Annotated in this window: 22 protein-coding genes; 12 read left to right on the top strand and 10 right to left on the bottom strand. The window is 62.5% G+C overall.

Translation table 11 applies throughout. The annotated features are described in order from the left end of the window. Positions 1 to 22 precede the first annotated feature (22 nt). From V8N38_RS07550 to V8N38_RS07540, 3 genes are all read right to left on the bottom strand, one after another. Positions 23 to 1,897 carry a dipeptide ABC transporter ATP-binding protein gene (locus V8N38_RS07550; RefSeq protein ID WP_147839542.1) on the bottom strand — a complete coding sequence of 625 codons (1,875 nt, stop codon included), beginning with the start codon at positions 1,895 to 1,897 and terminating at the stop codon, positions 23 to 25. Positions 1,898 to 1,916: 19 nt separating this feature from the next. Further along, a complete protein-coding gene (locus tag V8N38_RS07545; RefSeq protein ID WP_147839543.1) occupies positions 1,917 to 2,873 on the bottom strand; it encodes an isoaspartyl peptidase/L-asparaginase family protein in 957 nt (318 codons plus the stop codon). 358 nt (positions 2,874 to 3,231) lie between these two features. Next, entirely contained in the window at positions 3,232 to 3,768 is a 537-nt protein-coding gene (locus V8N38_RS07540; protein ID WP_147839636.1) for a DUF924 family protein, read from the bottom strand. Between the two features lie 157 nt (positions 3,769 to 3,925). Here V8N38_RS07540 and moeA point away from each other — a divergent pair, with 157 nt between their 5' ends. Together moeA and moeB are read left to right on the top strand one after the other, a co-directional pair. Continuing rightward, complete coding sequence (gene moeA / locus V8N38_RS07535; protein WP_147839544.1) at positions 3,926 to 5,164, top strand: molybdopterin molybdotransferase MoeA; 1,239 nt, start codon at positions 3,926 to 3,928, stop codon at positions 5,162 to 5,164. 2 nt (positions 5,165 to 5,166) lie between these two features. Further along, positions 5,167 to 5,922: a molybdopterin-synthase adenylyltransferase MoeB gene (gene moeB, locus V8N38_RS07530; RefSeq protein WP_060421377.1), complete on the top strand. Its 756-nt coding sequence runs from the start codon at positions 5,167 to 5,169 to the stop codon at positions 5,920 to 5,922. 51 nt (positions 5,923 to 5,973) lie between these two features. Here the strand turns inward: moeB and V8N38_RS07525 are convergent, their stop codons facing one another. Next, positions 5,974 to 7,566: an ABC-F family ATPase gene (locus tag V8N38_RS07525; protein WP_033637709.1), complete on the bottom strand. Its 1,593-nt coding sequence runs from the start codon at positions 7,564 to 7,566 to the stop codon at positions 5,974 to 5,976. 692 nt (positions 7,567 to 8,258) lie between these two features. Between V8N38_RS07525 and V8N38_RS07520 the strand changes: the two genes are divergently transcribed. Further along, positions 8,259 to 9,563, top strand: a complete 1,305-nt coding sequence (locus V8N38_RS07520) for an MFS transporter (protein ID WP_060421373.1) — start codon at positions 8,259 to 8,261, stop codon at positions 9,561 to 9,563. A gap of 17 nt (positions 9,564 to 9,580) precedes the next feature. Here V8N38_RS07520 and V8N38_RS07515 read toward each other — a convergent pair whose 3' ends face one another. Next, positions 9,581 to 10,492, bottom strand: a complete 912-nt coding sequence (locus V8N38_RS07515) for an alpha/beta hydrolase family protein (protein ID WP_147839545.1) — start codon at positions 10,490 to 10,492, stop codon at positions 9,581 to 9,583. A gap of 91 nt (positions 10,493 to 10,583) precedes the next feature. On the opposite strand from V8N38_RS07515, the gene V8N38_RS07510 reads away from it, so the two are divergent. After that, positions 10,584 to 11,015 (top strand): hypothetical protein, encoded by a 432-nt coding sequence (locus V8N38_RS07510; protein ID WP_033637706.1) that lies wholly within the window; start codon positions 10,584 to 10,586, stop codon positions 11,013 to 11,015. Here the strand turns inward: V8N38_RS07510 and cynR are convergent. Then, complete coding sequence (cynR, locus tag V8N38_RS07505) at positions 10,939 to 11,889, bottom strand: transcriptional regulator CynR (protein ID WP_147839546.1); 951 nt, start codon at positions 11,887 to 11,889, stop codon at positions 10,939 to 10,941. The genes V8N38_RS07510 and cynR overlap by 77 nt on opposite strands. 114 nt (positions 11,890 to 12,003) lie before the next feature. Here cynR and V8N38_RS07500 point away from each other — a divergent pair, with 114 nt between their 5' ends. The 4 genes from V8N38_RS07500 (at position 12,004) to V8N38_RS07485 (ending at position 14,207) form a co-directional block, all read left to right on the top strand. Then, positions 12,004 to 12,657 carry a carbonic anhydrase gene (locus tag V8N38_RS07500; RefSeq protein ID WP_048233124.1) on the top strand — a complete coding sequence of 218 codons (654 nt, stop codon included), beginning with the start codon at positions 12,004 to 12,006 and terminating at the stop codon, positions 12,655 to 12,657. Between the two features lie 19 nt (positions 12,658 to 12,676). Beyond that, a complete protein-coding gene (cynS, locus tag V8N38_RS07495) occupies positions 12,677 to 13,147 on the top strand; it encodes a cyanase (protein WP_038880935.1) in 471 nt (156 codons plus the stop codon). Positions 13,148 to 13,380: 233 nt separating this feature from the next. Then, a complete protein-coding gene (locus V8N38_RS07490) occupies positions 13,381 to 13,638 on the top strand; it encodes a YjhX family toxin (RefSeq protein WP_004939031.1) in 258 nt (85 codons plus the stop codon). 62 nt (positions 13,639 to 13,700) lie between these two features. Next, a complete protein-coding gene (locus tag V8N38_RS07485; RefSeq protein WP_070914001.1) occupies positions 13,701 to 14,207 on the top strand; it encodes a GNAT family N-acetyltransferase in 507 nt (168 codons plus the stop codon). 32 nt (positions 14,208 to 14,239) lie between these two features. Here the strand turns inward: V8N38_RS07485 and V8N38_RS07480 are convergent, their stop codons facing one another. After that, on the bottom strand, positions 14,240 to 14,737 hold the full coding sequence (locus tag V8N38_RS07480) for an AAA family ATPase (protein WP_147839547.1): 498 nt from the start codon (positions 14,735 to 14,737) through the stop codon (positions 14,240 to 14,242). Between the two features lie 170 nt (positions 14,738 to 14,907). Then, entirely contained in the window at positions 14,908 to 15,804 is an 897-nt protein-coding gene (locus V8N38_RS07475; protein ID WP_147839548.1) for a LysR family transcriptional regulator, read from the bottom strand. Between the two features lie 132 nt (positions 15,805 to 15,936). Here V8N38_RS07475 and V8N38_RS07470 point away from each other — a divergent pair, with 132 nt between their 5' ends. Beyond that, positions 15,937 to 16,668 (top strand): isochorismatase family protein, encoded by a 732-nt coding sequence (locus V8N38_RS07470; protein WP_079656354.1) that lies wholly within the window; start codon positions 15,937 to 15,939, stop codon positions 16,666 to 16,668. A 34-nt stretch (positions 16,669 to 16,702) separates the two neighbouring features. Here the strand turns inward: V8N38_RS07470 and V8N38_RS07465 are convergent, their stop codons facing one another. Together V8N38_RS07465 and V8N38_RS07460 are read right to left on the bottom strand one after the other, a co-directional pair. Then, positions 16,703 to 17,050, bottom strand: a complete 348-nt coding sequence (locus V8N38_RS07465; protein WP_087762192.1) for an antibiotic biosynthesis monooxygenase family protein — start codon at positions 17,048 to 17,050, stop codon at positions 16,703 to 16,705. Between the two features lie 12 nt (positions 17,051 to 17,062). Beyond that, a complete protein-coding gene (locus tag V8N38_RS07460) occupies positions 17,063 to 18,082 on the bottom strand; it encodes a cytochrome P450 (protein ID WP_102984053.1) in 1,020 nt (339 codons plus the stop codon). Between the two features lie 80 nt (positions 18,083 to 18,162). Here V8N38_RS07460 and V8N38_RS07455 point away from each other — a divergent pair, with 80 nt between their 5' ends. The 3 genes from V8N38_RS07455 to phoA all read left to right on the top strand — a co-directional run bounded on the left by V8N38_RS07455 (position 18,163) and on the right by phoA (position 21,186). Next, the gene (locus tag V8N38_RS07455) at positions 18,163 to 18,846 is read left to right on the top strand and encodes an ArsR/SmtB family transcription factor (RefSeq protein WP_060421342.1); all 684 of its coding nucleotides are present in this window, start codon (positions 18,163 to 18,165) and stop codon (positions 18,844 to 18,846) included. A gap of 74 nt (positions 18,847 to 18,920) precedes the next feature. Then, complete coding sequence (locus V8N38_RS07450; protein ID WP_087762189.1) at positions 18,921 to 19,628, top strand: glutathione S-transferase N-terminal domain-containing protein; 708 nt, start codon at positions 18,921 to 18,923, stop codon at positions 19,626 to 19,628. A gap of 130 nt (positions 19,629 to 19,758) precedes the next feature. Next, positions 19,759 to 21,186 carry an alkaline phosphatase gene (gene phoA, locus V8N38_RS07445; RefSeq protein ID WP_033646822.1) on the top strand — a complete coding sequence of 476 codons (1,428 nt, stop codon included), beginning with the start codon at positions 19,759 to 19,761 and terminating at the stop codon, positions 21,184 to 21,186. The last annotated feature ends 358 nt before the right edge of the window (positions 21,187 to 21,544 follow it).

The raw sequence follows: 21,544 nt of genomic DNA, 5'->3' as shown, positions 1-21,544 counted from the left end.
TCGCTTGTCTCTCCTGAGGTCTTTAAAAAGCACCGGCGATCGGGTGGCGGGCGACAAAGTGCCCGGCGCCAACCTGCACCAGCGGTGCGGTAACGGGTTCATCGCCCAGCGCGCGCACCGGGCTCGGGATCTCATCGGCCGGCAGCGGCTGCCGTTTGTGGGCATGAGCGGGATCGGCCACCGGCACCGCCGCCATCAGCTTGCGGGTGTAGGGGTGCTGCGGATTGTCGAACACCGCCTGCCGTGGGCCGATCTCGACGATCTGCCCGAGGTACATCACCGCCACCCGGTGGCTGATGCGCTCCACCACCGCCATGTCGTGTGAAATAAACAGAAAAGCGATGCCGAACTCGCGCTGCAGATCGAGCAACAGATTGACGATCTGCGCCTGAATCGACACGTCCAGCGCCGAGACCGCCTCGTCGGCGATCACCACTTTCGGGTTCAGCGCCAGCGCACGCGCGATGCAGATACGCTGGCGCTGGCCGCCGGAAAATTCGTGCGGGTAGCGGCGCGCATGCTCCGGCAGCAGGCCGACGCGCTCCAGCAGCCAGGCCACCCGTTGCTCCGCCTCCCGGCCGCGCATCACGTTGTGTACCAGCAGCGGCTCCATGATGGAAAAACCGACCGTCAGGCGCGGATCGAGCGAGGCGTAGGGATCTTGAAAGATGAACTGAATATCGCGCCGCAGGTGCTGCAGCGCCGGCCCCTTCAATTGGTCTATCCGCCGCCCGGCGAAGGTGATGGTGCCGCTCTGGCTGTCCACCAGCTTCAGCAGAGAGCGCCCGGTGGTGGACTTGCCGCAGCCGGACTCGCCCACCAGCCCCAGCGTCTCGCCGGGGTAAAGATCGAAACTGACGTTTTCCACCGCGTGCACCCGGCGAGTGACCCGATTGAACAATCCGCCGCGCAGATCAAAGCGCGTAACCAGATGCTCCACTAGCAGGATCGGCGCGGCGCCGGGCGGTACGGTATCCTGCGGCGCCGTATCCTCCTCGCCGCCCGGCAGCGGAAACTTCGCCGGCAGCGGCCGATCGGCCATCGCCCCCAGCTTCGGCACCGCCGCCAGCAGCGCCCGGGTATAGGCCTGTTGCGGCGCGGCAAACAGCTCGCGCACCCGATTCTGTTCTACCTGTTCGCCGCGGCGCATCACCAGCACCCGATCGGCGATCTCCGCCACCACGCCCATGTCGTGAGTGATGAAGATCACCCCCATCTGCATCTCCTGTTGCAGCACGCGGATCAGCTGCAGGATCTGCGCCTGAATGGTGACGTCGAGGGCGGTGGTGGGTTCATCGGCAATCAGCAGCGCCGGTTTGCAGGAGAGCGCCATGGCGATCATCACCCGCTGGCGCATGCCGCCGGAAAGCTGGTGCGGGTAGCGCCCCAGCACCTCTTTGGCCTCCGGAATACGCACCAGATCGAGCATACGCAGCGCCTCCTGGCGCGCGCTGCGGCGATCCATGCCCTGATGCAGGCGCAGCGATTCGGCGATCTGCTCGCCGACCGGAAATACCGGGTTAAGCGAAGTCATCGGCTCCTGGAAGATCATCGCCATGTCGGCGCCGCGCACCGTGCGCAGCGTACTCTGCGAGGCGCGCGCCAGATCGAGCAGCGCGCCGTCGCGCCGGCGCAGCGTCATGGCGCCGCCGACGATGCGCCCGCCGCCCTGCTCCACCAACCGCATCAGCCCCAGCGAAGTCACCGATTTGCCGGAGCCGGATTCACCGACGATCGCCAGCGTCTCGCCGCGATCGAGATCGAACGACAGGTTACGCACCGCTGCCACGGCGCCGTCCGGTTGAGGAAAGCTGATGCTCAGATCGCGCACCGTCAGCACTCGCTGCGGCGGCAATGACAACCCGTTGCCGGCGGGCCGGAGTGAAACGTCGGTCATGCACCCTCCCGGTGAACGCTTAGCGGTAAATCCCGACGGACGGCGCATCGCCGACATAGCCAAAACCGCGATACATCCCCTCGCAGTTGAACGGCAGCGCGAGATTGCCGTGGCAATCGACGGCGATCATGCCGCCGCTGCCACCGAGCGCCGGCAGCTTCTCCATCACCACCCGATCGCTGGCGGCCTGCAGGCTCAGATCGCCATACTCGATCAGGGCGGAGACGTCATAGGCCGCCACGCCGCGCATGAAGATTTCACCGGTGCCGGTGCTGGAGACCGCCACCGTGGCGTTGTTGGCATAGCAGCCGGCGCCGATGATCGGCGTGTCGCCTACCCGCCCGGCCTGCTTGTTGGTCATGCCGCCGGTGGAGGTGGCGGCGGCGAGGTTGCCCAACGCATCCAGCGCCACCGCGCCGACGGTGCCGAATTTGCGATCGGGATCGAGCGGCTCGCCGGCCTGCGCCGCACCGTCGTGATCGAGCAATACCCGGCCCTGCTCCGCCTGGGCCCGGTGCAGCTGATCGAAACGTTCCTGGGTAAAGAAGAAATCGGGGGTGACCAGTTCCAGGCCGTGGGCCGCGGCAAACTTCTCGGCGCCTTCGGCGGCAAACAGCACGTGTTCGCTGTTTTCCAGCACCGCGCGCGCCGCCAGCACCGGGTTGCGGATGCGGCTGACGCCGGCGACGGCGCCGGCATCGCAGGTGCGGCCGTCCATCACGCAGGCGTCCAGCTCATGGGTGCCCTGATGAGTGAACACCGATCCTTTACCGGCGTTGAACAGCGGGCACTCTTCGAGCAGCCGCACCGCTTCTGTCACCGCGTCCAGCGCGCTGCCGCCCTGCGCCAGTATCGCCTGCCCGGCGGCCACGATCTCGGACAGTGCCTGGATATACAGCCGTTCTTTTTCCACACTCAGCGCCGCCCGGGTAATTGCGCCCGCGCCGCCATGAATGGCAATCACTGGTTTGCTCATTTGCCTGACACCCTGTGTTAATCCCGCCGTTGCGCAGCGAATAAGCTGAGCGCGGTATCATTATTATTCAGTCTTTTTCGACTCTATTTAGTCCTGCAGTGGAAGTACAGCATAACGTCCACGCCCCGCTTTTAGCGTAGCGCGCTTAGACCGTTTCGCACCTTGAAATAGCTTATTGGAATAAAAACAGCAGGTTATAAAAAACGGCAAACCGCCGATCCTGCGGCTGAGATTATTGGTAATTTCGCGTGCGGAAATAGCGGCATGGCGTAAGGAAATAAACGTTCGCGCTGAATAACACTTATTGCGGCGCCCGGCCTGCTGTTTTTTCCCCGGCCGGGCGCAGATGATCCAACGATTAAAAGCCTGATCCAGGTTGCTGCAAAAAGGCCTCTTCTTCCGGCGTGCTGGTGCGCCCCAATATCGCATTGCGATGCGGGTAGCGGCCGAAACGATCGATGATCGCCTTATGCCGCAGCTCGAACTCCAGCTGGTCGTCGTTGTTGAGCTCGGTATACAGCACCAGCGCCTGCTGGTGGATCAGCGGCGATTCCGAATGCATGAACGGCAGATAGAGGAAGCCACGCTGCTCGCGGCTCAGCCGTTCGCACTCGCCGCTGCGGATCGCCTCCTGCGCCAGGATCAGCGCCATGCCGTCGCAGGCGAACGACTGTGGCGTGCCGCGGAACAGGTTGCGGCTGAACTGATCGAGCACGATCACCTCCGCCAGGCGCCCTTCGATGGTGTCGCGCCAGTGCGCCAGCTCCCCCGCCGCCGCTGCCCGCCAGATTTCGCCGAAACGGCTGTGCAGCAGACGATCGAAATCGTCGTCCTTTTTAAACCACATGATCGGTTCGATCTCGTCGAACCAGAACTCGATAACCTGTTTATGCATCATGATTCTCCTCTGTTTTGCGCAGTTTATACCCGTTCGCCCCGGCGCCGCAGTACGAAAGATGGCAAGCATAACCCGTTCTCCCCCCCGGCGTTCTCTGCCATAATACCCGCACTTTGTCGCTATTTTAGCGCACCCTGATTACGGAGTTCCCTTTATGGATCATTGCCATACTTCCGATCTCATCTCCCTGGAGCAAGCGCTGGAAAAAATGCTCGGGCAGATCGCCCCGCTGCAGCAGACCGAATCCGTTGCCCTGACCGCCGCCGCCGGCCGCATCACCGCCGCGCCGGTGGTCTCGCCGCTCGACGTGCCGCCGTTCGCCAACTCGGCGATGGACGGCTATGCGCTGCGCCTCGCCGACCTGGCGGCCAATGCGCCGCTGCCGGTCGCCGGTAAGGCCTTCGCCGGTGCGCCGTTCGACGGCCAATGGCCGGCCAACAGCTGCGTGCGCATCATGACCGGCGCGCCGATCCCGGCCGGGGCGGACGCGGTGGTCATGCAGGAACAGGCCGAGGTGAGCGACCAGGGCGTGCGTTTTACCGTGCCGGTTGAAGCCGGCCAGAATATCCGTCTGGCGGGTGAAGACATTCGCCGGGGCGCGAGCGTGTTGCCGGCGGGCGTGAAGCTGGGCGCCGCGCAGCTGCCGCTGCTGGCTTCGCTTGGCGTCGCCGAGGTGCAGGTAATGCGTAAGCTGAAAGTGGCGGTGTTCTCTACCGGCGACGAACTGCAGCCGGTCGGCCAGCCGCTGCAGGCGGGCCAAATCTACGACACCAACCGTTTCGCGGTGCGCCTGATGCTGGAACAGCTGGGCTGCGAGGTGCTCGATCTCGGCATTATCCGCGACGATCGCGATGCGCTGCGCGCCGCTTTCGAACGGGCGGACAGCCAGGCCGACGTGGTCATCAGCAGCGGCGGCGTCTCGGTCGGCGAGGCCGACTACACCAAACAGATGCTCGACGAGCTGGGCCAGGTTAGCTTCTGGAAGCTGGCGATCAAACCCGGCAAACCCTTCGCCTTCGGCAAGCTGGGCCACGCCTGGTTCTGCGGCCTGCCGGGCAACCCGGTTTCCGCCGCCCTGACCTTCTACCAGCTGGTGCAACCGCTGCTGGCGAAGCTGGCCGGCCACAGCGACTGGCGCCTGCCGCCGCGCCTGCGGGCGCGCGCATTGACGCCGCTGAAGAAATCGCCGGGCCGCCTCGATTTCCAGCGCGGCGTGTTCAGCAGCAACGCCGCGGGCGAACTGGAGGTCAGCACCACCGGCCACCAGGGCTCGCACGTCTTCAGCTCCTACAGCCAGGGCAACTGTTTCATCGTGCTGGAGCGCGAACGCGGTTCGGTGGCGGTAGGCGAAACGGTGGAGATCGAGCCGTTCAACGCCCTGCTGAGGAGCTGAGCATGCTGCCGGAATTGACCGACGCCGAAGCGCTGCGCTACAACCGCCAGATCGTGCTGCGCGGCTTTGACTTCGACGGCCAGGAGAAGCTGAAGGCCGCCCGCGTGCTGATCGCCGGGCTGGGTGGGCTGGGCTGCGCCGCCGCGCCTTACCTGGCGGCGGCCGGCGTCGGCCACCTGGTACTGGTGGATTTCGACACCGTCTCGCTCTCCAACCTGCAGCGCCAAATCCTGCACCGCGACGATCGCATCGGCCAGAGCAAAGTCGCCTCCGCCAGGCAGGAACTGAGCGCCATTAATCCGCATATCCGCATCGACGCGATCAACGGCCGTTTGGAAGATGAGGCGATTGCGGCAGAAATCGCTGCCTGCGATCTGGTGCTGGACTGCACCGACAACGTGGCGGCGCGCGACGCCCTGAATCGCCTGTGCCACGCGCAGCAGAGGCCGCTGGTTTCCGGCGCGGCGATCCGTATGGAAGGCCAGCTCAGCGTGTTCACCTATCAGCCGGGCGAGCCCTGCTACCGCTGCCTGAGCCGGCTATTCGGCGACAGCGCCCTCACCTGCGTCGAAGCGGGCGTGATGGCCCCGCTGGTCGGCACCATCGGCACCCTGCAGGCGATGGAAGCCATCAAGCTGCTGGCCGACTATGGTCAGCCGCTGCGCGGCAAGCTGTTGATGTTCGATGCGATGAGCATGCAATTCCGCGAGATGAAACTGCCGAAGGATCCGCACTGCGAGGTGTGCGGCGGGGAATGACGGATAAAAAAAGGGCGGGATAATTCCCGCCCTGATGCGTTGCCGCGAGGGTTACACGATGCCCTGGCTGCGCAGATAGTCTTCGTAGTTGCCGGTAAAGTCGATCACCTTGTTCGGGGTGATTTCCAGAATGCGCGTCGCCAGCGAGCTGACGAACTCACGGTCGTGGGAGACGAAGATCAGCGTGCCTTCGTACATCTCCAGCGCCATGTTCAGCGATTCGATGGATTCCATATCCAGGTGGTTGGTCGGTTCGTCCATCACCAGAATATTCGGGCGCTGCATCATCAGCTTGCCGAACAGCATGCGGCCCTTCTCGCCGCCGGACAGCACCTTCACTTTCTTCTTGATGTCGTCCTGGCTGAACAGCAAACGGCCCAGCACGCTGCGCACCGCCTGCTCGTCGTCTTTTTCCTGCTTCCACTGGCTCATCCAGTCGAACACGGTCAGGGTATCGTCGAACTCGTATTCGTGATCCTGCGCGTAGTAACCGATGCGGGCGTTTTCCGACCACTTCACGGTGCCGCTGTCCGGCTGCGCGTCGCCCACCAGCGTTTTCAGCAGGGTGGTTTTACCGATGCCGTTGGCGCCCAGCACCGCAACCTTCTCACCCACTTCCACCATCAGGTTCAGCTTGCTGAACAGCGGGCCGTTGTCGAAGCCCTTGGTGAGCGCTTCCACTTCCAGCGCGTTACGGAACAGCTTCTTGTCCTGATCGAAACGGATGAACGGGTTCTGGCGGCTGGAGGCCTTCACTTCTTCCAGTTGGATCTTGTCGATCTGGCGGGCGCGCGAGGTGGCCTGCTTGGATTTGGAGGCGTTGGCGCTGAAGCGGCTGACGAACGATTGCAGCTCGTTGATCTGCGCCTTCTTCTTGGCGTTGTCGGCCAGCAGACGCTCACGCGCCTGGGTGGCGGCGGTCATGTATTCGTCGTAGTTGCCCGGATAAACGCGCAGTTCGCCGTAGTCCAGATCCGCCATGTGGGTGCAGACCATGTTCAGGAAGTGACGGTCGTGCGAGATGATGATCATGGTGCTGTTACGTTCGTTCAGCACCTGCTCCAGCCAGCGAATGGTATCGATGTCCAGGTTGTTCGTCGGTTCGTCGAGCAGCAGGATTTCCGGATCGGAGAACAGCGCCTGCGCCAGCAATACGCGCAGCTTCCAGCCCGGCGCGATTTCGCTCATCGGGCCGTAGTGCTGTTCCACCGGAATGCCGACGCCAAGCAGCAGTTCGCCGGCGCGCGCTTCGGCGGTGTAACCGTCCATCTCGCCGTAGGCGACTTCCAGATCGGCCACTTTATAGCCGTCTTCTTCGCTCATCTCCGCCATGGCGTAGATGCGGTCGCGCTCTTCCTTCACCGCCCACAGCTCGGTGTGGCCCATGATCACGGTGTCCAGCACGCTGTATTGTTCGAAGGCAAACTGATCCTGACGCAGTTTACCCAGGCGCTCGTTCGGATCGAGGAACACGTTGCCGCCGGTCGGCGCCAAATCGCCGCCGAGGATTTTCATAAAGGTGGACTTGCCGCAGCCGTTGGCGCCGATCAGGCCGTAACGGTTGCCGCCGCCGAATTTGACAGAGATGTTTTCAAACAACGGCTTGCTGCCGAACTGCATGGTGATGTTGTTGGTGCTTAACACAGCGCTCGCTCTTTATACATAGGGAATGTGATTTGGCGCGCATTATGCCACAACGGGGTGCAGAGATCGCGGGAAGTTTTGGTGACATTTTGAGCGGCGCCGACGGATGAATCATACCTGCGTTGGATAATACCGATGAAAGTCACGGGGAGGCTTCGCTCAGCAAACCGTACAATAGCTCGAACAAATTCACAAAACATATTAATTATCGGTATTAATTAAAATAAAAAATGAAATACATTCTCGCCAGATACCGCACCAGGTAAGAATAAATCGCACCTGAATACCTCTTGAGAATCATTGATACAGTCAACACACTTCTATTTAATTCTATTTCTTGCCGACTATCGCCACATATTCTGCTATACGCGACATTTTGTGACCCCCTTCTTAAATGCCAGGATTTTTTCGATGATTAATGCGCTACAGCTCACTAAATCGGCACTAAATCACCTCACTGCCACACGTTATAAATTCAAAAAAAACATATAAATACAAAATCTTAAAAAAATCAAACCCGCGTTATCCCGTTAACCGCCCTCATATTGCACAGGGTTGTACATACAAGTATATGTAAAGGAGACGTTGCCATTCTGTTGCCGCTTCGGGCGGCGGTTATCGCCGTCCCGGATAATGCCACCACGGCCAGAAAATAATAACAACACACCGTCCACCTATCGCGAGAGATAACGATGAACACTGCTGAAAAAACCTTGCCCAAAAGCCAAACGGCAGAGAAAGGCGCGGTAAATTACAAAGTCATTGTCGGCGCCAGCCTGGGCAACGGCCTGGAGATTTTCGACTTCACCGTATACAGCTTCTTTGCCGCCATCATCGGCAAACTCTATTTTCCCAGCGACAGCGCCTACGGCTCTTTGTTGATGTCGGTGGCGGTGTTCGGCGTCGGCTTTATCATGCGCCCGCTGGGCAGCATGGTGCTGGGCGCCTATGCCGACCGGGTCGGCCGCAAGGCCGCCATGCTGATGACCATCGTGCTGATGGGCGTCGGCACCGCCCTGATTGCCTTCGCGCCAACCCATGCGCAAATCGGCGTTCTGGCGCCGGTGCTGATCGTAGTCGGTCGCCTGATTCAGGGCTTCGCCGCCGGCGGTGAAGTGGGCTCAGCGACCACGCTACTGCTGGAGTCCGCCGGGGCCAATCAGCGCGGCTTTTTCGTCAGTTGGCAGGCGATCAGCCAGGGCGTCAGCGCCCTGCTCGGCGCCTCTTGCGGGCTGGCGCTCACCTATTTTCTGTCGGAAGAGGCGCTGTATGCCTGGGGCTGGCGCGTGCCGTTCATCATCGGCCTGCTGATCATTCCGGTCGGCGTCTATATCCGTAAGCACCTGGAAGAGACCTACAGCGGCGAACAGCCGGATCGTGCGCGGGTACCGCTGAATCCGGTATGGGATCTGGTGAGCAACCATGCTAAAGACCTATTGCTGGGTGTGCTGGTCATCATGTCCGGCACCGTGATGGTTTATGTGGTGCTGCTTTACATGCCGACCTACATGATGCAGACCTACCGCATCGCCGGCCCGACCGCCTATCTGTTCAGCTGCATCGCCTCCGTGGTGCAAATCGTGGCAGTCTATTACGCCGGGCGCTATGTCGATCGGATCCAGAATTACAAAAGGCCGCTGCTGTTCTCGATCTTTGCGGCACTGATCCTGATTTACCCAACCTTCTGGTTCCTCAGCGCCACGCAAACCCTGTGGCTGGCGATCGTCTTCCGCATCCTGCTGATCGGCGCGCTGGGCATCAACATGCTGTCCAGCACCATGCTGATCGTCTCGGCACTGCCGCGCCACGTGCGCGCCACCGGCACCTCGATGATCTACGCCTTCGGCGTGACGCTGTTCGGCGGCTCGGCGCAGCTGATCGTTACCTGGTTGCTGGATGTCAGCGACAACCCGCTGGCGCCGGCGTGGTACGTGACCGGCATGCTGACCGTCAGCCTGATAGCCACTCTGCTGTTCCGGGAGCGCCACACCGAGTAAGGCCCATGGGTGGCCGGTCAGCGCAGCTGCTTCTCCAGCCACGCGCGCATGTCCGCCACCACCCGCGCCATCTCGCTGGCGCCATTTTCACGCCGCATCACATGGTCCAATCCAGCGTAATTGACATAGGTAATGTTCGTTTTGCCGGCGGCCCGTAATTCGTCGATCATATTGTCGACCGCCCCCGGCGAAACGGCGCGATCCTGGTCGCCCTGCACGATCAGCACCGGCGTCTTGATGCTGCGCAGCGTGGCGAGCTGATCGATGTTCAGCATGCCATGCCACCAGGCATAGCCATGATCGCTGGCGTTCAGGGGGAACGGCGGCGCCGTCATCACCTGCTGCAAAAATGCGTTCAGCCTGGCCATCTCTTCCTTCGGCGCGCCGGCAGCGCTGTGGCGCACGTCGTCGATAAACCAGCGCCCGCCACCGCTGAACGCGAGGGTGGCATCAATCCGGCCCGAGGAGGCCGTCACCAGATTGGCGATCACCGCCCCTTCGCTGCCTCCCAGCACCGCGACCTTTTGATAGCCGTTGCGCGCAATCACCGCCTGCAGCACCTGGGTGACATCGCTCACCCGCCGCTGCGGCGTGTCATGCTGCACAAAAGCGTCCGGGCAATCCTGCCGCGGGACTTCTTCGCGGTACGGCAACCGGTCGTCGATGCCGTATTTCTCCACCGTCAGCAGGTCTGCGGCGGGTAACCCCTGCCGCAACGGCGCCAGCAGGCGGATATGCCGCACACTGTTGCAATCCGATCCTTGCAGGATCACCAACAGCGCCGCCGACGATTGCCCGGGCACCGCGGCGTCCAGATAGTAATGAATACTCGAACCGTCTTCCCTGGGCAGCGTCAGCGCCGCAGGTTGTGCCATCGCCAGCCCGCTCCACAGCGCCAATGCGCTCAGCATACCCGTCGCCAGTCTCATTACTTGCTCCTCTTCCCTGTTACGTTCGGTTAATTCGCCTTTTCTGGTCTACGCTTCATGCCAACCACTTTTCTGACAGGGAAGCGCTACCATGCCGCACCTCTATAACACCGCGCTGCTGATCGGCGCCGCGCTGAGCGCCATCGCCGCGCTGCTGCATATCTGGGTGATCGCCGCCGGGCCGCGCGGCTACCGGCTATGCGGCGCCGGCGATCGCTTCATTAAGGCGGCGGAAGCGGGTAAAAAGTTCCCGGCCGTCGTCACCGCCGGTATCGCGCTGGTGCTGTTTATTTGGTCGCTGTATGCGCTTTCCGGCGCGGGCCTGATCGCGCCGCTGCCGCTGCTGCGGCCCGCGCTGTTTATCATTACCTTCATCTACCTGCTGCGCGGCGTCGCCGGCCCCTTCGCCCTGCGCGATACCGGCCGCAGCCAGCGCTTTATCGTCGTCAGCTCGCTGATTTGCCTCGGCTTCGGGCTGGTGCATCTGCTGGGGATGACGCAGCGCTGGGGGGCGTTGGCGTAACGCCCTGTTCCTGCAAGACGGCAATAAACGCCTGCGCGGCGGCGCTGCGGTAAGCGCCTTTGCGCTGCAGCCACACCGCCTGCCGCACCGGCATGGCGTTGACCAATGCCACTTTTTTCAACTGCCGATTCTCGCGCGCAATGGCGGCCGGCAGCAGCGTGGCGAGCTGCCCGCGCCGCACGATCTCGACGATGGCGCCCAGCGCGTTGGCCTCCACCGCCACCTGCGGCCGAAATCCCAGCTGCGTGCAGTAGCGATCGATAAACTGCCGCGTGGCGAAGTCGCCGCTCAGCAAGGCCAGCGGCAGATGTTGCCACTCCGCCAGCGTCAGCGGCCGGCGATGAGACGCCAGGGGATGGTCGGCGCCGACCATCAGCTCCAGCGTCTCGCTGAACAACGCCGCCGCTTCCACCTCCGCCGACTGCGCCATCTCGAAGGCGATGCCCAGATCCAGCCTATCCTGCGCCAGCAGCGCCTCAATTCGCTCTTGCGCCATCTCCTCGATGCTCAGGGTAATCCCCGGGTAGCGGCGGTAGAACGCATCGATCGTCGGCCCCACCAGATAGGCGGTGAAGGTCGGCGTCATCGCCAGCCGCAAATGGCCGCGCGCCAGCGTCGCCACGTCATGGATCGCCCGCGCGCCGGCGTCCAGATCCTGCAGCGCCAGCCGCGCATAGCGCATCCACGCCTCACCGGCGTCGGTCAGGCGCACGGCTCTGCCGCTGCGATCGAACAGCGGCGCCCCCAGTGTGTCTTCCAGCTGCTTGATCTGTTGAGACAGCGTCGGTTGCGAGACGTGCAGCGCTTCGGCGGCGCGGGTGAAGTTGCCCTGTTCGGCAACGGCCAGAAAATAACGGATGTGTCGCAGCAGCATAGCGCCCCAGCTATTAGTAAAACCTATAGCTGGCATTATAAATGGGTCTTAGACCCTATAGCCAGAAGCGTTCATCATGCCGCCATCGCATAACGACACCCAATGGAGAAACGGATGAAAGAGGTCATTGAAGGCTTCCTGAAGTTCCAGCGCGAAGCCTTTGTTGAACGCACGGCGCTGTTTCAGCAGTTGGCGACCCGCCAAAACCCGCGCACCCTGTTTATCTCATGTTCCGACAGCCGCCTGGTACCGGAGCTGGTCACCCAGCGCGAGCCGGGGGATCTGTTCGTGATCCGCAACGCCGGTAACATCGTGCCTTCTTTCGGCCCCGAACCCGGCGGGGTTACCGCCTCGGTCGAGTACGCCGTCGCCGCGCTGGGCGTGGAGGATATCGTGATCTGCGGCCATTCCGACTGCGGCGCGATGACCGCCATCGCCACCTGCCAGTGTCTGGAGCACCTGCCGACGGTCGCCGGCTGGCTGCGTTACGCCGATTCCGCGAAGGCGGTCAATCAGGCTTATCCGCACGCCTCCGACGAGGCCCGGGTCGCGTCGATGGTGCGCGAAAACGTCATCGCCCAGCTCAACAACATCAAAACGCACCCTTCCGTCGCCCTGGCGCTGGATCAGGGCCGCCTGACGCTGCACGGCTGGGTCTATGACATCGCCAGCGGCGCTATCGAGGCGCTGGACGGCGAAACCCGCCGCTTCGTGCCGCTCGCCACCCATCCCGACGTGACCGCCACCCCGGCGATCGCCCGTTTTTAAGCCAACAAAAGGAGCTAACATGACACACTCTCTGCATAACGCCGCCCCGCGCGAAGCGCTCACTGACACCATTATGGCCGCCAAGATCCGCCATAACCTGACTTTCGACGCGCTGGCCGAGGGCACCGGTCTCAGCCTGGCGTTCGTCACCGCCGCGCTGCTGGGGCAGCATGCGCTGCCGGAACCGGCGGCGCGCACGGTAGCGGCCAAGCTGGGGCTGGACGAAGAGGCGGTGCTGCTGCTGCAAACCATCCCGCTGCGCGGCAGCATTCCCGGCGGCGTGCCGACCGATCCGACCATTTATCGCTTCTATGAAATGCTGCAGGTTTACGGCTCCACGCTGAAAGCGCTGGTGCACGAGCAGTTCGGCGACGGCATCATCAGCGCCATCAACTTCAAGCTGGATATCAAAAAGGTCGCCGATCCGGACGGTGGCGAACGCGCGGTGATCACCCTGGACGGCAAATACCTGCCGACCAAGCCTTTCTGATTGGCCTTGCGCCGGCGGCCCGCGCCGCCGGCAAATTGACAGCCAACCGGCCATTGGCTACATTAACTGCGCTGAAACGCCGTCCTGGCGTTTTTCACTGCCCGAGGCCTGTATGTTGGAGATTGTAACCACCCGATAGTCGCTTCCTTGCCGTATGGCGAGGGACTCTGACGTATCCGACGCGCGTTTGCGCGGGGATGCGCGTATCTGGGGTTATTACAGGATCTCCCAACATGAACATTTCCAAAGCGGAACAACGCGTGCTGCACGTGTTGGCCAAAGGCGGCTATATCGCCTTCACCCGCAACGACGCCGGTCGCGTCACCCACGTCGAATGCTACACCCGCGAAGGGCTCGGCCTGGCCGACTGCTCGCTGGCCGTCTTCACCAAACTCAAAACCAAACGCCTGATCCTCTCTCGCCAGGGGCGCCCTTATCGCGTCACCTTCGCCGGGCTCAAGGCCGTGCGTGCGCAGCTGGATAACCGTTAATCATCGATACCGGCCGGGCAGGTAGCCCGGTCGGCTCAGCCTTATTTAATCAGGATACAACCATGAACATCACTTTACGCCACGAAACGCCGGCCGACATCGCCGCCATCACCACCCTGACCGCCGCCGCGTTCCTGCATGCCGAACACAGCAGCCACACCGAGCAGTTTATCGTCAACGCGCTGCGTGCGGCAGGCGCTCTCACCCTGTCGCTGGTCGCTGAGCACAATGGCACACCGATCGGGCACGCGTCCGTCTCGCCGGTCATACTCAGCAACGGCACCGCCGGTTGGTACGGGCTGGCGCCGGTGTCGGTGCTGCCGGCCAGTCAGAACCGGGGGATCGGCAGCCGGCTGATCCGCCAGCTATTGGCCGAGCTGCAGGAACGGCACGCCGCAGGCTGCGTGGTGCTGGGCGATCCGAACTATTACGGCCGTTTCGGCTTCCAGGCGCAGACCGCGCTGACCCTGCCGGGCGTGCCGCAAGACTACTTCCGCGCCATCGCCTTCCAGGGCGCGCTGCCGTGTGCGGAAGTCGCCTTCCACAACGCGTTTAACGCCGAATCCTAACCCTGTTGCCGGCGCCGTCATGGCGCCGGTTTTCAGTTCTGTTCGCCATAACGCAAAACGGTCATCCCTTCCTCTTCCGCCGGGGGAACAAAGTACTGTGCCAGGCGCTCAAACTCCGCTTCGTTCAGTGTAAACGGGTGCTCGCCGCGCGCGTTTCTCAGCGTTATCCGGCTCAGGCACTGCGCATGGCTGACGTCGAGAAAATGCAGGCAGTGCGCGACGCCGGCCTCCTCCGCCAACGCTTTGGCCCAGCGCCGCCTGTCCGGCGTATTCATCGGGAAATCGAGCGCCACGGACCAGCCGCCGCGCAGCAGCTGAACGAGGTGCCCGCCCAGCGCCCGCCGTAACCGTTCGGAACAGCGCGCATAGTCTTGCAAGCTGGCCATCTCGTGTTCATACAGCGTCGCCAGCCACGCATCTTCGACCAGCAACAGCGTTTGCGGTTGCTGCGCCAAACGCTGCGCCAACGTCGATTTGCCTGCGCCGGCCTTGCCGCACATCAGGTGTAAAACTGCAGGGTAGGTTTTCATGCCGTTCTCCGGTCGTTGCCGGAAGGGGATAAAAAAACCCGCCTTGCCGGCGGGTTTTTTATTGGCGACACACGCGCTATCCCACCACACGAAGCATGGTGATAATAATTTGCGCGAATGGGCGATAGGATCTTTTCATAACTAAGGAATATGACAACCGTGCGCCGTTGTCAATTCGCCGTCATCAATCCCTGTTCTCGCACAAACTCGGTGAATAAACTCACTTTCTGCTGCACATGCCGGCGCGTCGGGTAAACCGCGAAGACCTGATGCGCTTCGGCAATCTGTTCAGGGAACAGCCGCACCAGCCTACCGGCGGCGATTTCGGGATCCGCCACGAACGACGGCAGCGAACCGATGCCCAGTCCCGCCACCAGCATGTCCCGCAGCATCAGGCTGTTGTTGGCGATCAATCGGGGAGTGAACGTCACGCTCAGGCTCTCCTCGCCGGCGGTGAACTGCCACTGCCCCGGCCTTTCCGCCAGGGAATAGGCCAGACAGCTGTGACGCGGCAAGTCATTCGGCGTTTGCGGCACGCCGTGCTGCGCCAAATAGCCGGGTGCGGCGCAAATTCGCTGGTGCACTTCACCCAGTGCCCGGGCGCTGAGGGAAGAATCCGGCAGCCGTCGGCGAATGCGCAAGGAAATATCGAAACCGGCCGCCACCACGTCCAATACCCTGTCGTCCAGCGTCAGTTCCACCTGCAGCTGCGGGTAGCGTTGCATAAACGACGGCAACAGCGGCGACAGCACCGTGAGGCCGAACGAAAGCGGCGCATTGACTCGCAGCGTGCCGGAGACCTGCTGCGCGCTGGCGGCAACCGTCTGCTCCAGCGCGTCGAACTCGCCGAGCAACCGACAGGCTTCCTGGTAATAGAGCTGCCCGGCTTCGGTCAGGCTCATGCTGCGGGTGGTGCGCACCAGCAACAACGTACCCAACCGGCTCTCCAACTGCTTAATCTGCTTGCTCAACGCCGCCGGCGTGATCGCCAGATCCTCCGCCGCCTTATAAAAACTGTTGCGCTCAACCACGCGGCGAAAGGCGCGCATCGTCAGTAGCACGTCCACATTATGTCCTATTGGTTAATTATAAATTCAATAAAACACAGATTATTAACCTCAACAACCTCAGTAGACTTTATTCAACCGCTTCCCTGAGTGGGAAGTGAATTTAATCTACTGATAATCATGGAGTTAATAATGAAAAAGACCCTGTTCGCTCTGATGCTCGGCCTGAGCGCCGCCGCCGCCCCCGTCGCCGCGTTGGCGCAATCCCCCGCCGCCGACAGCCGCCAGGCGGGTTATGTGCAGCCGCTGACGGCCGAGAACAGTCTGCTGCTGCTGGTCGATCTGCAGGACATGTTCGGCATGACCATTTCCTCTATCGACCAAACCAACCTGGTCAATAACGCCGCCGGCATCGCCAAGGCCGCCAAGGTGTTTAACGTGCCGACCATTCTGGCCTCGGCCAACGCCAAAAGCTTCGCCGGGCCGGTATTCCAGCAGGTGACGCAGGCACGCCCGGACCTGCAGGTGTACGATCGCACCGCCATCAACGTCTGGCAGGATCGGCGCGTGGTGGATCTGATCAAACAATCCGGCCGCAAGAAAATCATCATCGGCGGGCTGTGGACCGCCAGCTGCGTGATGCTGCCGGCGCTGTCCGCCCTGGGCGAGGGATATGAGGTTTATATTCTGTCGGACGTCACCGGCGACATTACGCCAGACAGCCAAAACAACGCCATGCAGCGCCTGATACAGGCGGGCGCCACGCCCATCAACTGGGTGGCGTTGATGCTGGAATGGCAACAGGACTGGAGCCGCAAAGCCACGGCGGGAGGCGTATTGCAGATCGCCCGCGACCACGGCGCTGCCTGGGGGATGGGCGCCAGCTACGCCGGGGCGATGAAGGTGGGCAGCGAAGCGAAATAACGGGCGAAGAAAGCCCGCCGGCGGCGGGCTTTCTTCAGGTGCGGTGATAGCCACGGCTATCCTGCGGCGCCTGGTCGCGTCTCTCCAGCCCGTAGTCCCGCACCACCTCCGCCACCCGCAGCCGATACTGCGCCAGCACCTTGCCACGGCCGCGCGCCTGCGCCGCCCGGTGCTGCTCGAGATTGCGCCACTGCTGCACCGCCGCCTCGTCGCGCCAGAAGGAGAGCGACAGCAGGCGCGCAGGATCGGCCAGGCTTTGAAAACGCTCGATGGAAATGAATCCATCGATCTGCGCCAGCAGCGGCTTCAGCTCCGCCGCCAGCGCCAGATAGGTATCACGCTGCCCGTCGGCGGCCTGCAGTTCAAAAATCACGGCGATCATTATCGTTTCCTCTCAACGGTAAAACTCAGGTACGCGCGCATTGTAGGAATGGCGCCACCGCACCGATTCCAACGCCCGCTCATCAATATTCAGCGAACACAGATGCGCCACGCCGCAGCGCGCGATAATCCTCGCCCAGCGTTCGCCCGGGCAGCGGTGTGCCCCTGCGCCGAAGGCCAGTTCGCCGTCGGTGCCGAGCAACAGCAAGACGGTCTGCCCCACGCGCAGCGTACAACCGGCAAGCTGCGTCTCGCGTAAGACGAAACGGCGCGTGTTTTGGATAGGTGGCGTCAGCGCCCGCACCCGATCCAGCGCGGTGTCCACTTCGCCGTTCTGCCGTGCCAGCAAATACGCCTGCCCGAGCCAGCCCGCCGTCGCCTCACAGGCCTGAAACAGCAGGCCGAGCGCATTGGCCGACACAAGCCGGGCGTCGCCGATCTCCCGCACCAGGGCCTGGCGCAGCACGCCATTCCCCGTCGCCAGCCGGGCACAGAGCCGCTGCGCCGCCGCAATGCCGCGTGCCAGCTGCTGCGGCGTGCCGCCGGGCGCGATACAGCGGACAAAGTCCAGGCTGTCGTCGATAAGATGTTGCCACTGCGCTTCGGGCACGCCCAACAATGCGCCGAGGGTGCAGACCGGCAACCCGTAGTTAAAGCGGGTGATCGCCGCCGCCTCGGGGGCCTTTGGCGCTAACCGCGCCGCACAGTGTGCCGCAGTTTGCTGAATCAGAGTATCGTCGCAGGAAGCTAACGCCCGCTGCAGCGCCGCCTTAAGCGTGCGATGCTCCTCGCCGTCGCGCATTCGCGCCAGCCCGGCGAACAGCGGCGCCATCGGCGTCTCCAGCAAGGCCGTCGGCACCGGCTCATCGGCCGGCCGCACGCCGAGATCGGCATTGAGCAGCGCTTCCCTCACCCACTGCGGCGTAGCGGCCACCCAACATTGCCCTGCGCTATCCCAGCTCAGGGGCGGCAAGGCGCGATAGTGCATCTGCGGCTCGGCGGCGAGCGCGGCGGCATAAGGACATACGGACATGGTTTTCTCCCTCGGTACCAGATGGCGATAACCACAGGCTAGCGCTGGACGCGCAGTCATACTTCGCCTAACCTCGAAGTATGCATAACATCGACATAGAAGATCGTTTAGCGGCGCTGAGCGCCGCCATCGCCGACCGCACCCGGGCACGCATGCTGTGCCTGTTGATGGATGGGCGCGCCTACACCGCCACCGAGCTCAGCGCGGCGGTCGAGGTCGCCCCGTCCACCGCCAGCGCGCATCTGGCGAAACTGCTGGAGCAGCGGCTGATCGCCTGCGTCAAACAGGGGCGCTATCGCTATTTCCGGCTGGCCGGTCAGCCGGTGGCCGAAGCGCTGGAAGGCCTGATGGCGCTGGCGGGCGTACCGCGCCCGTCGGTGAAAAGCAGCACGCCCACCACGCTGCAATATGCCCGCACCTGCTACGACCACATGGCGGGCGAGGTGGCGGTGAAGCTGCACGATCGGCTGCATGCGCTGAACTGGCTGAGCGGTGAGGAAGACTACCGGTTAAGCGACGTCGGTCAGGCCGCGCTGGCGCGGCTGGGCGTCGATTGCTCCCCCGCCCCCACCCGCCGCCGCTTCGCCTGCGGCTGCCTGGACTGGAGCGAACGCCGCTCTCACCTCGGTGGCGCACTGGGCGCCGCGCTGCTGGCCGCCTTTATTCAACGCGGCTGGATCGTCCGCCGGCTCGACAGCCGCGAGCTGCAGCTGACTCCCGCCGGTAAAAAAGCGCTGGCCGCACATTTTGAGCTCACGGTGTAACCCGGCGGCGGGGTAGTTTTACTGCAATACTCAAGGGGTACGCTTAAGCGACCCCGCCAACCCGAGGAGTTTCCATGCTCGATTCCACCCAATTCCCGATCGTCAAACGCTGGCCGGCTCAGCACCCGGAACGGCTGCAGCTCTATTCCCTGCCGACGCCGAACGGCGTCAAAGTGTCCATCATGCTGGAAGAGATCGGCCTGCCTTATGAAGCGCACCTGATCGACATCGGCAACAACGAAACCTGGACGCCGGAATTTCTGGCGCTGAACCCGAACGGCAAGATCCCGGCGATCATCGATCCCGATGGCCCCGGCGGCCGACCGCTGCCGCTGTTCGAATCCGGCGCCATTCTGCTCTACCTGGCGGAAAAGAGCGGCCGTTTCCTGCCGCAGGATCCGGCGCAGCGTTATGAAACCATTCAGTGGGTGTTCTTCCAGATGGCCGCCGTCGGCCCGATGTTCGGCCAGCTCGGTTTCTTCCACAAGTTTGCCGGACGCGAGTATGAAGACAAACGGCCGCTGGAGCGCTACAAGAACGAATCGAAACGCCTGCTCGGCGTGCTGGAAACGCGCCTTGAAGGCCGCGACTGGATCATGGGCGCGGACTACACCATCGCCGATATCTCGCTGCTGGGCTGGGTGCGTAACCTGATCGGCTTTTATGAGGCGCGCGAGCTGGTGGAGTTCGACAGTTTCCCGCGCGTCGCGCAGTGGCTGGAGCGAGGTCTGGCGCGGCCGGCGGTGCAGCGCGGGCTGTCTATCCCGGCGCGCGCGGCCTGACGCCAAACGGGGTGGCCGCCGGGCCATCCCGTCTTTCGCTGTCATAAAATTGTCATCCCTCTGCTCTACTCTCCTTACGTAACAATTTGATGTTATTTACATTGTTGTATTACGACAAGGAGCTTACCCCATGCAACCTGCTGTATCCCTGATCGCCGGCGCCGTGCTGTCCGCCCTGCTCTGTTCTTCCGCCATCGCGGCGGAAACCTCGGCCAATGCCGATGGCCTGACCGAGCGCGCCGCGCGCGGCACCCTCACCGAGCCGGGCGGTGCCCGTCGTCTGGCCGGCGATCAGACCGCCGCGCTGAAGGCGTCGCTGTCGGACAAAACGGTGAAAAACGTGATCCTGCTGATTGGCGATGGCATGGGGGATTCCGAGATCACCGCCGCGCGTAACTACGCCGAAGGCGCAGGCGGTTACTTCAAGGGTATCGACGCTCTGCCGCTGACCGGGCAATACACCCACTACTCGCTGGACAAGAAAACCCACAAACCGGATTACGTAACCGACTCCGCCGCCTCCGCCACCGCCTGGGCCACCGGGGTGAAAACCTATAACGGCGCGCTCGGCGTGGACGTGAACGGCAAAGACCAGCCAACGCTGCTGGAGATCGCCAAAGCGGCCGGTAAGGCCACCGGCAACGTCTCCACCGCCGAACTGCAGGACGCCACGCCGGCGGCGCTGGTGTCACACGTCACCTCGCGCAAATGCTACGGCCCGGAGGAAACCAGCGAGAAATGCGCTGCTAACGCGCTGGAAAACGGCGGCCGCGGCTCCATCACCGAGCAGTTGCTGAAAACCCGCGCCGACGTCACGCTGGGCGGCGGCGCGAAATCCTTCAACCAACTGGCGAAAAGCGGCGAATGGCAAGGAAAATCTCTGAAGGACCAGGCGGCAGCGCAGGGTTACCAGTGGGTGAGCAATGCGGATGAACTGCAGGCCGTTACCCTGGCCAATCAGCAAAAACCGCTGCTGGGCCTGTTCGCCGACGGCAACATGCCGGTGCGCTGGCTGGGGCCGAAAGCCAGCTATCACGGCAACCTCGACAAGCCGGCGGTAACCTGCGAAAACAACCCGGCGCGCACCGCGGCCACGCCAACGCTGGCGGCGATGACCGAAAAAGCGATCGCGCTGCTGAAAGACAACCCGAACGGTTTCTTCCTGCAGGTAGAGGGCGCGTCGATCGATAAGCAGGATCACGCCGCCAACCCGTGCGGGCAGATTGGTGAAACCGTCGATCTGGACGAAGCGGTGCAAAAAGCGCTGGCCTTCGCCCGCGCCGACGGCAACACGCTGGTGATCGTCACCGCCGACCACGCGCACTCCAGCCAGATCGTCGCCGCCGACGCCAAAGCGCCGGGCCTGACCCAGACACTGACCACCAAAGACGGCGCGCCGATGACCCTCAGCTACGGCAACTCGGAAGAAGAATCGCAGGGGCACACCGGCACCCAGCTGCGCGTCGCGGCCTATGGCCCGCACGCCGCCAATGTGGTGGGGTTGACCGATCAGACCGATCTGTTCTTCACCATGCGCGATGCGATGGGCATCAAGTAACCGCCTTGTGAATCCTGGCCGCCCGCAACGGCGGCCATTTATTATTGGTTAGCGATGCGTATTTGCAATTTAACCGCAATTATTGTGTGATAACGAAATAACGTTTAATTGCGCGACAATTAACCCCTGGAAATAACGCGGTTATACGGCCTTTCTCCCCTCTCTGTTTATTCCTGCGACAGCAACCGGCCGTTTTTTGCTTATATTCATTTTTTTTAGTTACAAAAGTAGTTTTTAACATTCTCGCAAACAATAATACCCCGCCAGTAACGTGAACCGATCAATTTGCATCCGGACGGCCTGCAATAGTTCACTTTTCGTTAAAAACCCTATTAACAAAAAGGCATTATCGCTGCCT

It is taken from the genome of Serratia nevei, from assembly GCF_037948395.1.
Lineage (GTDB): Bacteria > Pseudomonadota > Gammaproteobacteria > Enterobacterales > Enterobacteriaceae > Serratia > Serratia nevei.
Note: the sequence above shows the minus strand (reverse complement) of the source record. Positions and strands in the feature narration are given on the sequence as shown.

Excerpts from the sequence above, each read along its gene's own strand:
- moeA (WP_147839544.1), top strand. The coding sequence starts at position 3,926 with ATGGATCATTGCCATACTTCCGATCTCATCTCCCTGGAGCAAGCGCTG.
- phoA (WP_033646822.1), top strand. The coding sequence starts at position 19,759 with ATGCAACCTGCTGTATCCCTGATCGCCGGCGCCGTGCTGTCCGCCCTG.
- V8N38_RS07550 (WP_147839542.1), bottom strand. The coding sequence starts at position 1,897 with ATGACCGACGTTTCACTCCGGCCCGCCGGCAACGGGTTGTCATTGCCG.
- V8N38_RS07465 (WP_087762192.1), bottom strand. The coding sequence starts at position 17,050 with ATGATCGCCGTGATTTTTGAACTGCAGGCCGCCGACGGGCAGCGTGAT.
- V8N38_RS07500 (WP_048233124.1), top strand. The coding sequence starts at position 12,004 with ATGAAAGAGGTCATTGAAGGCTTCCTGAAGTTCCAGCGCGAAGCCTTT.
- V8N38_RS07540 (WP_147839636.1), bottom strand. The coding sequence starts at position 3,768 with ATGCATAAACAGGTTATCGAGTTCTGGTTCGACGAGATCGAACCGATC.
- V8N38_RS07450 (WP_087762189.1), top strand. The coding sequence starts at position 18,921 with ATGCTCGATTCCACCCAATTCCCGATCGTCAAACGCTGGCCGGCTCAG.
- V8N38_RS07515 (WP_147839545.1), bottom strand. The coding sequence starts at position 10,492 with ATGAGACTGGCGACGGGTATGCTGAGCGCATTGGCGCTGTGGAGCGGG.
- V8N38_RS07490 (WP_004939031.1), top strand. The coding sequence starts at position 13,381 with ATGAACATTTCCAAAGCGGAACAACGCGTGCTGCACGTGTTGGCCAAA.
- V8N38_RS07455 (WP_060421342.1), top strand. The coding sequence starts at position 18,163 with ATGCATAACATCGACATAGAAGATCGTTTAGCGGCGCTGAGCGCCGCC.
- V8N38_RS07485 (WP_070914001.1), top strand. The coding sequence starts at position 13,701 with ATGAACATCACTTTACGCCACGAAACGCCGGCCGACATCGCCGCCATC.
- V8N38_RS07460 (WP_102984053.1), bottom strand. The coding sequence starts at position 18,082 with ATGTCCGTATGTCCTTATGCCGCCGCGCTCGCCGCCGAGCCGCAGATG.
- cynS (WP_038880935.1), top strand. The coding sequence starts at position 12,677 with ATGACACACTCTCTGCATAACGCCGCCCCGCGCGAAGCGCTCACTGAC.
- V8N38_RS07545 (WP_147839543.1), bottom strand. The coding sequence starts at position 2,873 with ATGAGCAAACCAGTGATTGCCATTCATGGCGGCGCGGGCGCAATTACC.
- V8N38_RS07470 (WP_079656354.1), top strand. The coding sequence starts at position 15,937 with ATGAAAAAGACCCTGTTCGCTCTGATGCTCGGCCTGAGCGCCGCCGCC.
- V8N38_RS07510 (WP_033637706.1), top strand. The coding sequence starts at position 10,584 with ATGCCGCACCTCTATAACACCGCGCTGCTGATCGGCGCCGCGCTGAGC.
- cynR (WP_147839546.1), bottom strand. The coding sequence starts at position 11,889 with ATGCTGCTGCGACACATCCGTTATTTTCTGGCCGTTGCCGAACAGGGC.
- moeB (WP_060421377.1), top strand. The coding sequence starts at position 5,167 with ATGCTGCCGGAATTGACCGACGCCGAAGCGCTGCGCTACAACCGCCAG.
- V8N38_RS07480 (WP_147839547.1), bottom strand. The coding sequence starts at position 14,737 with ATGAAAACCTACCCTGCAGTTTTACACCTGATGTGCGGCAAGGCCGGC.
- V8N38_RS07520 (WP_060421373.1), top strand. The coding sequence starts at position 8,259 with ATGAACACTGCTGAAAAAACCTTGCCCAAAAGCCAAACGGCAGAGAAA.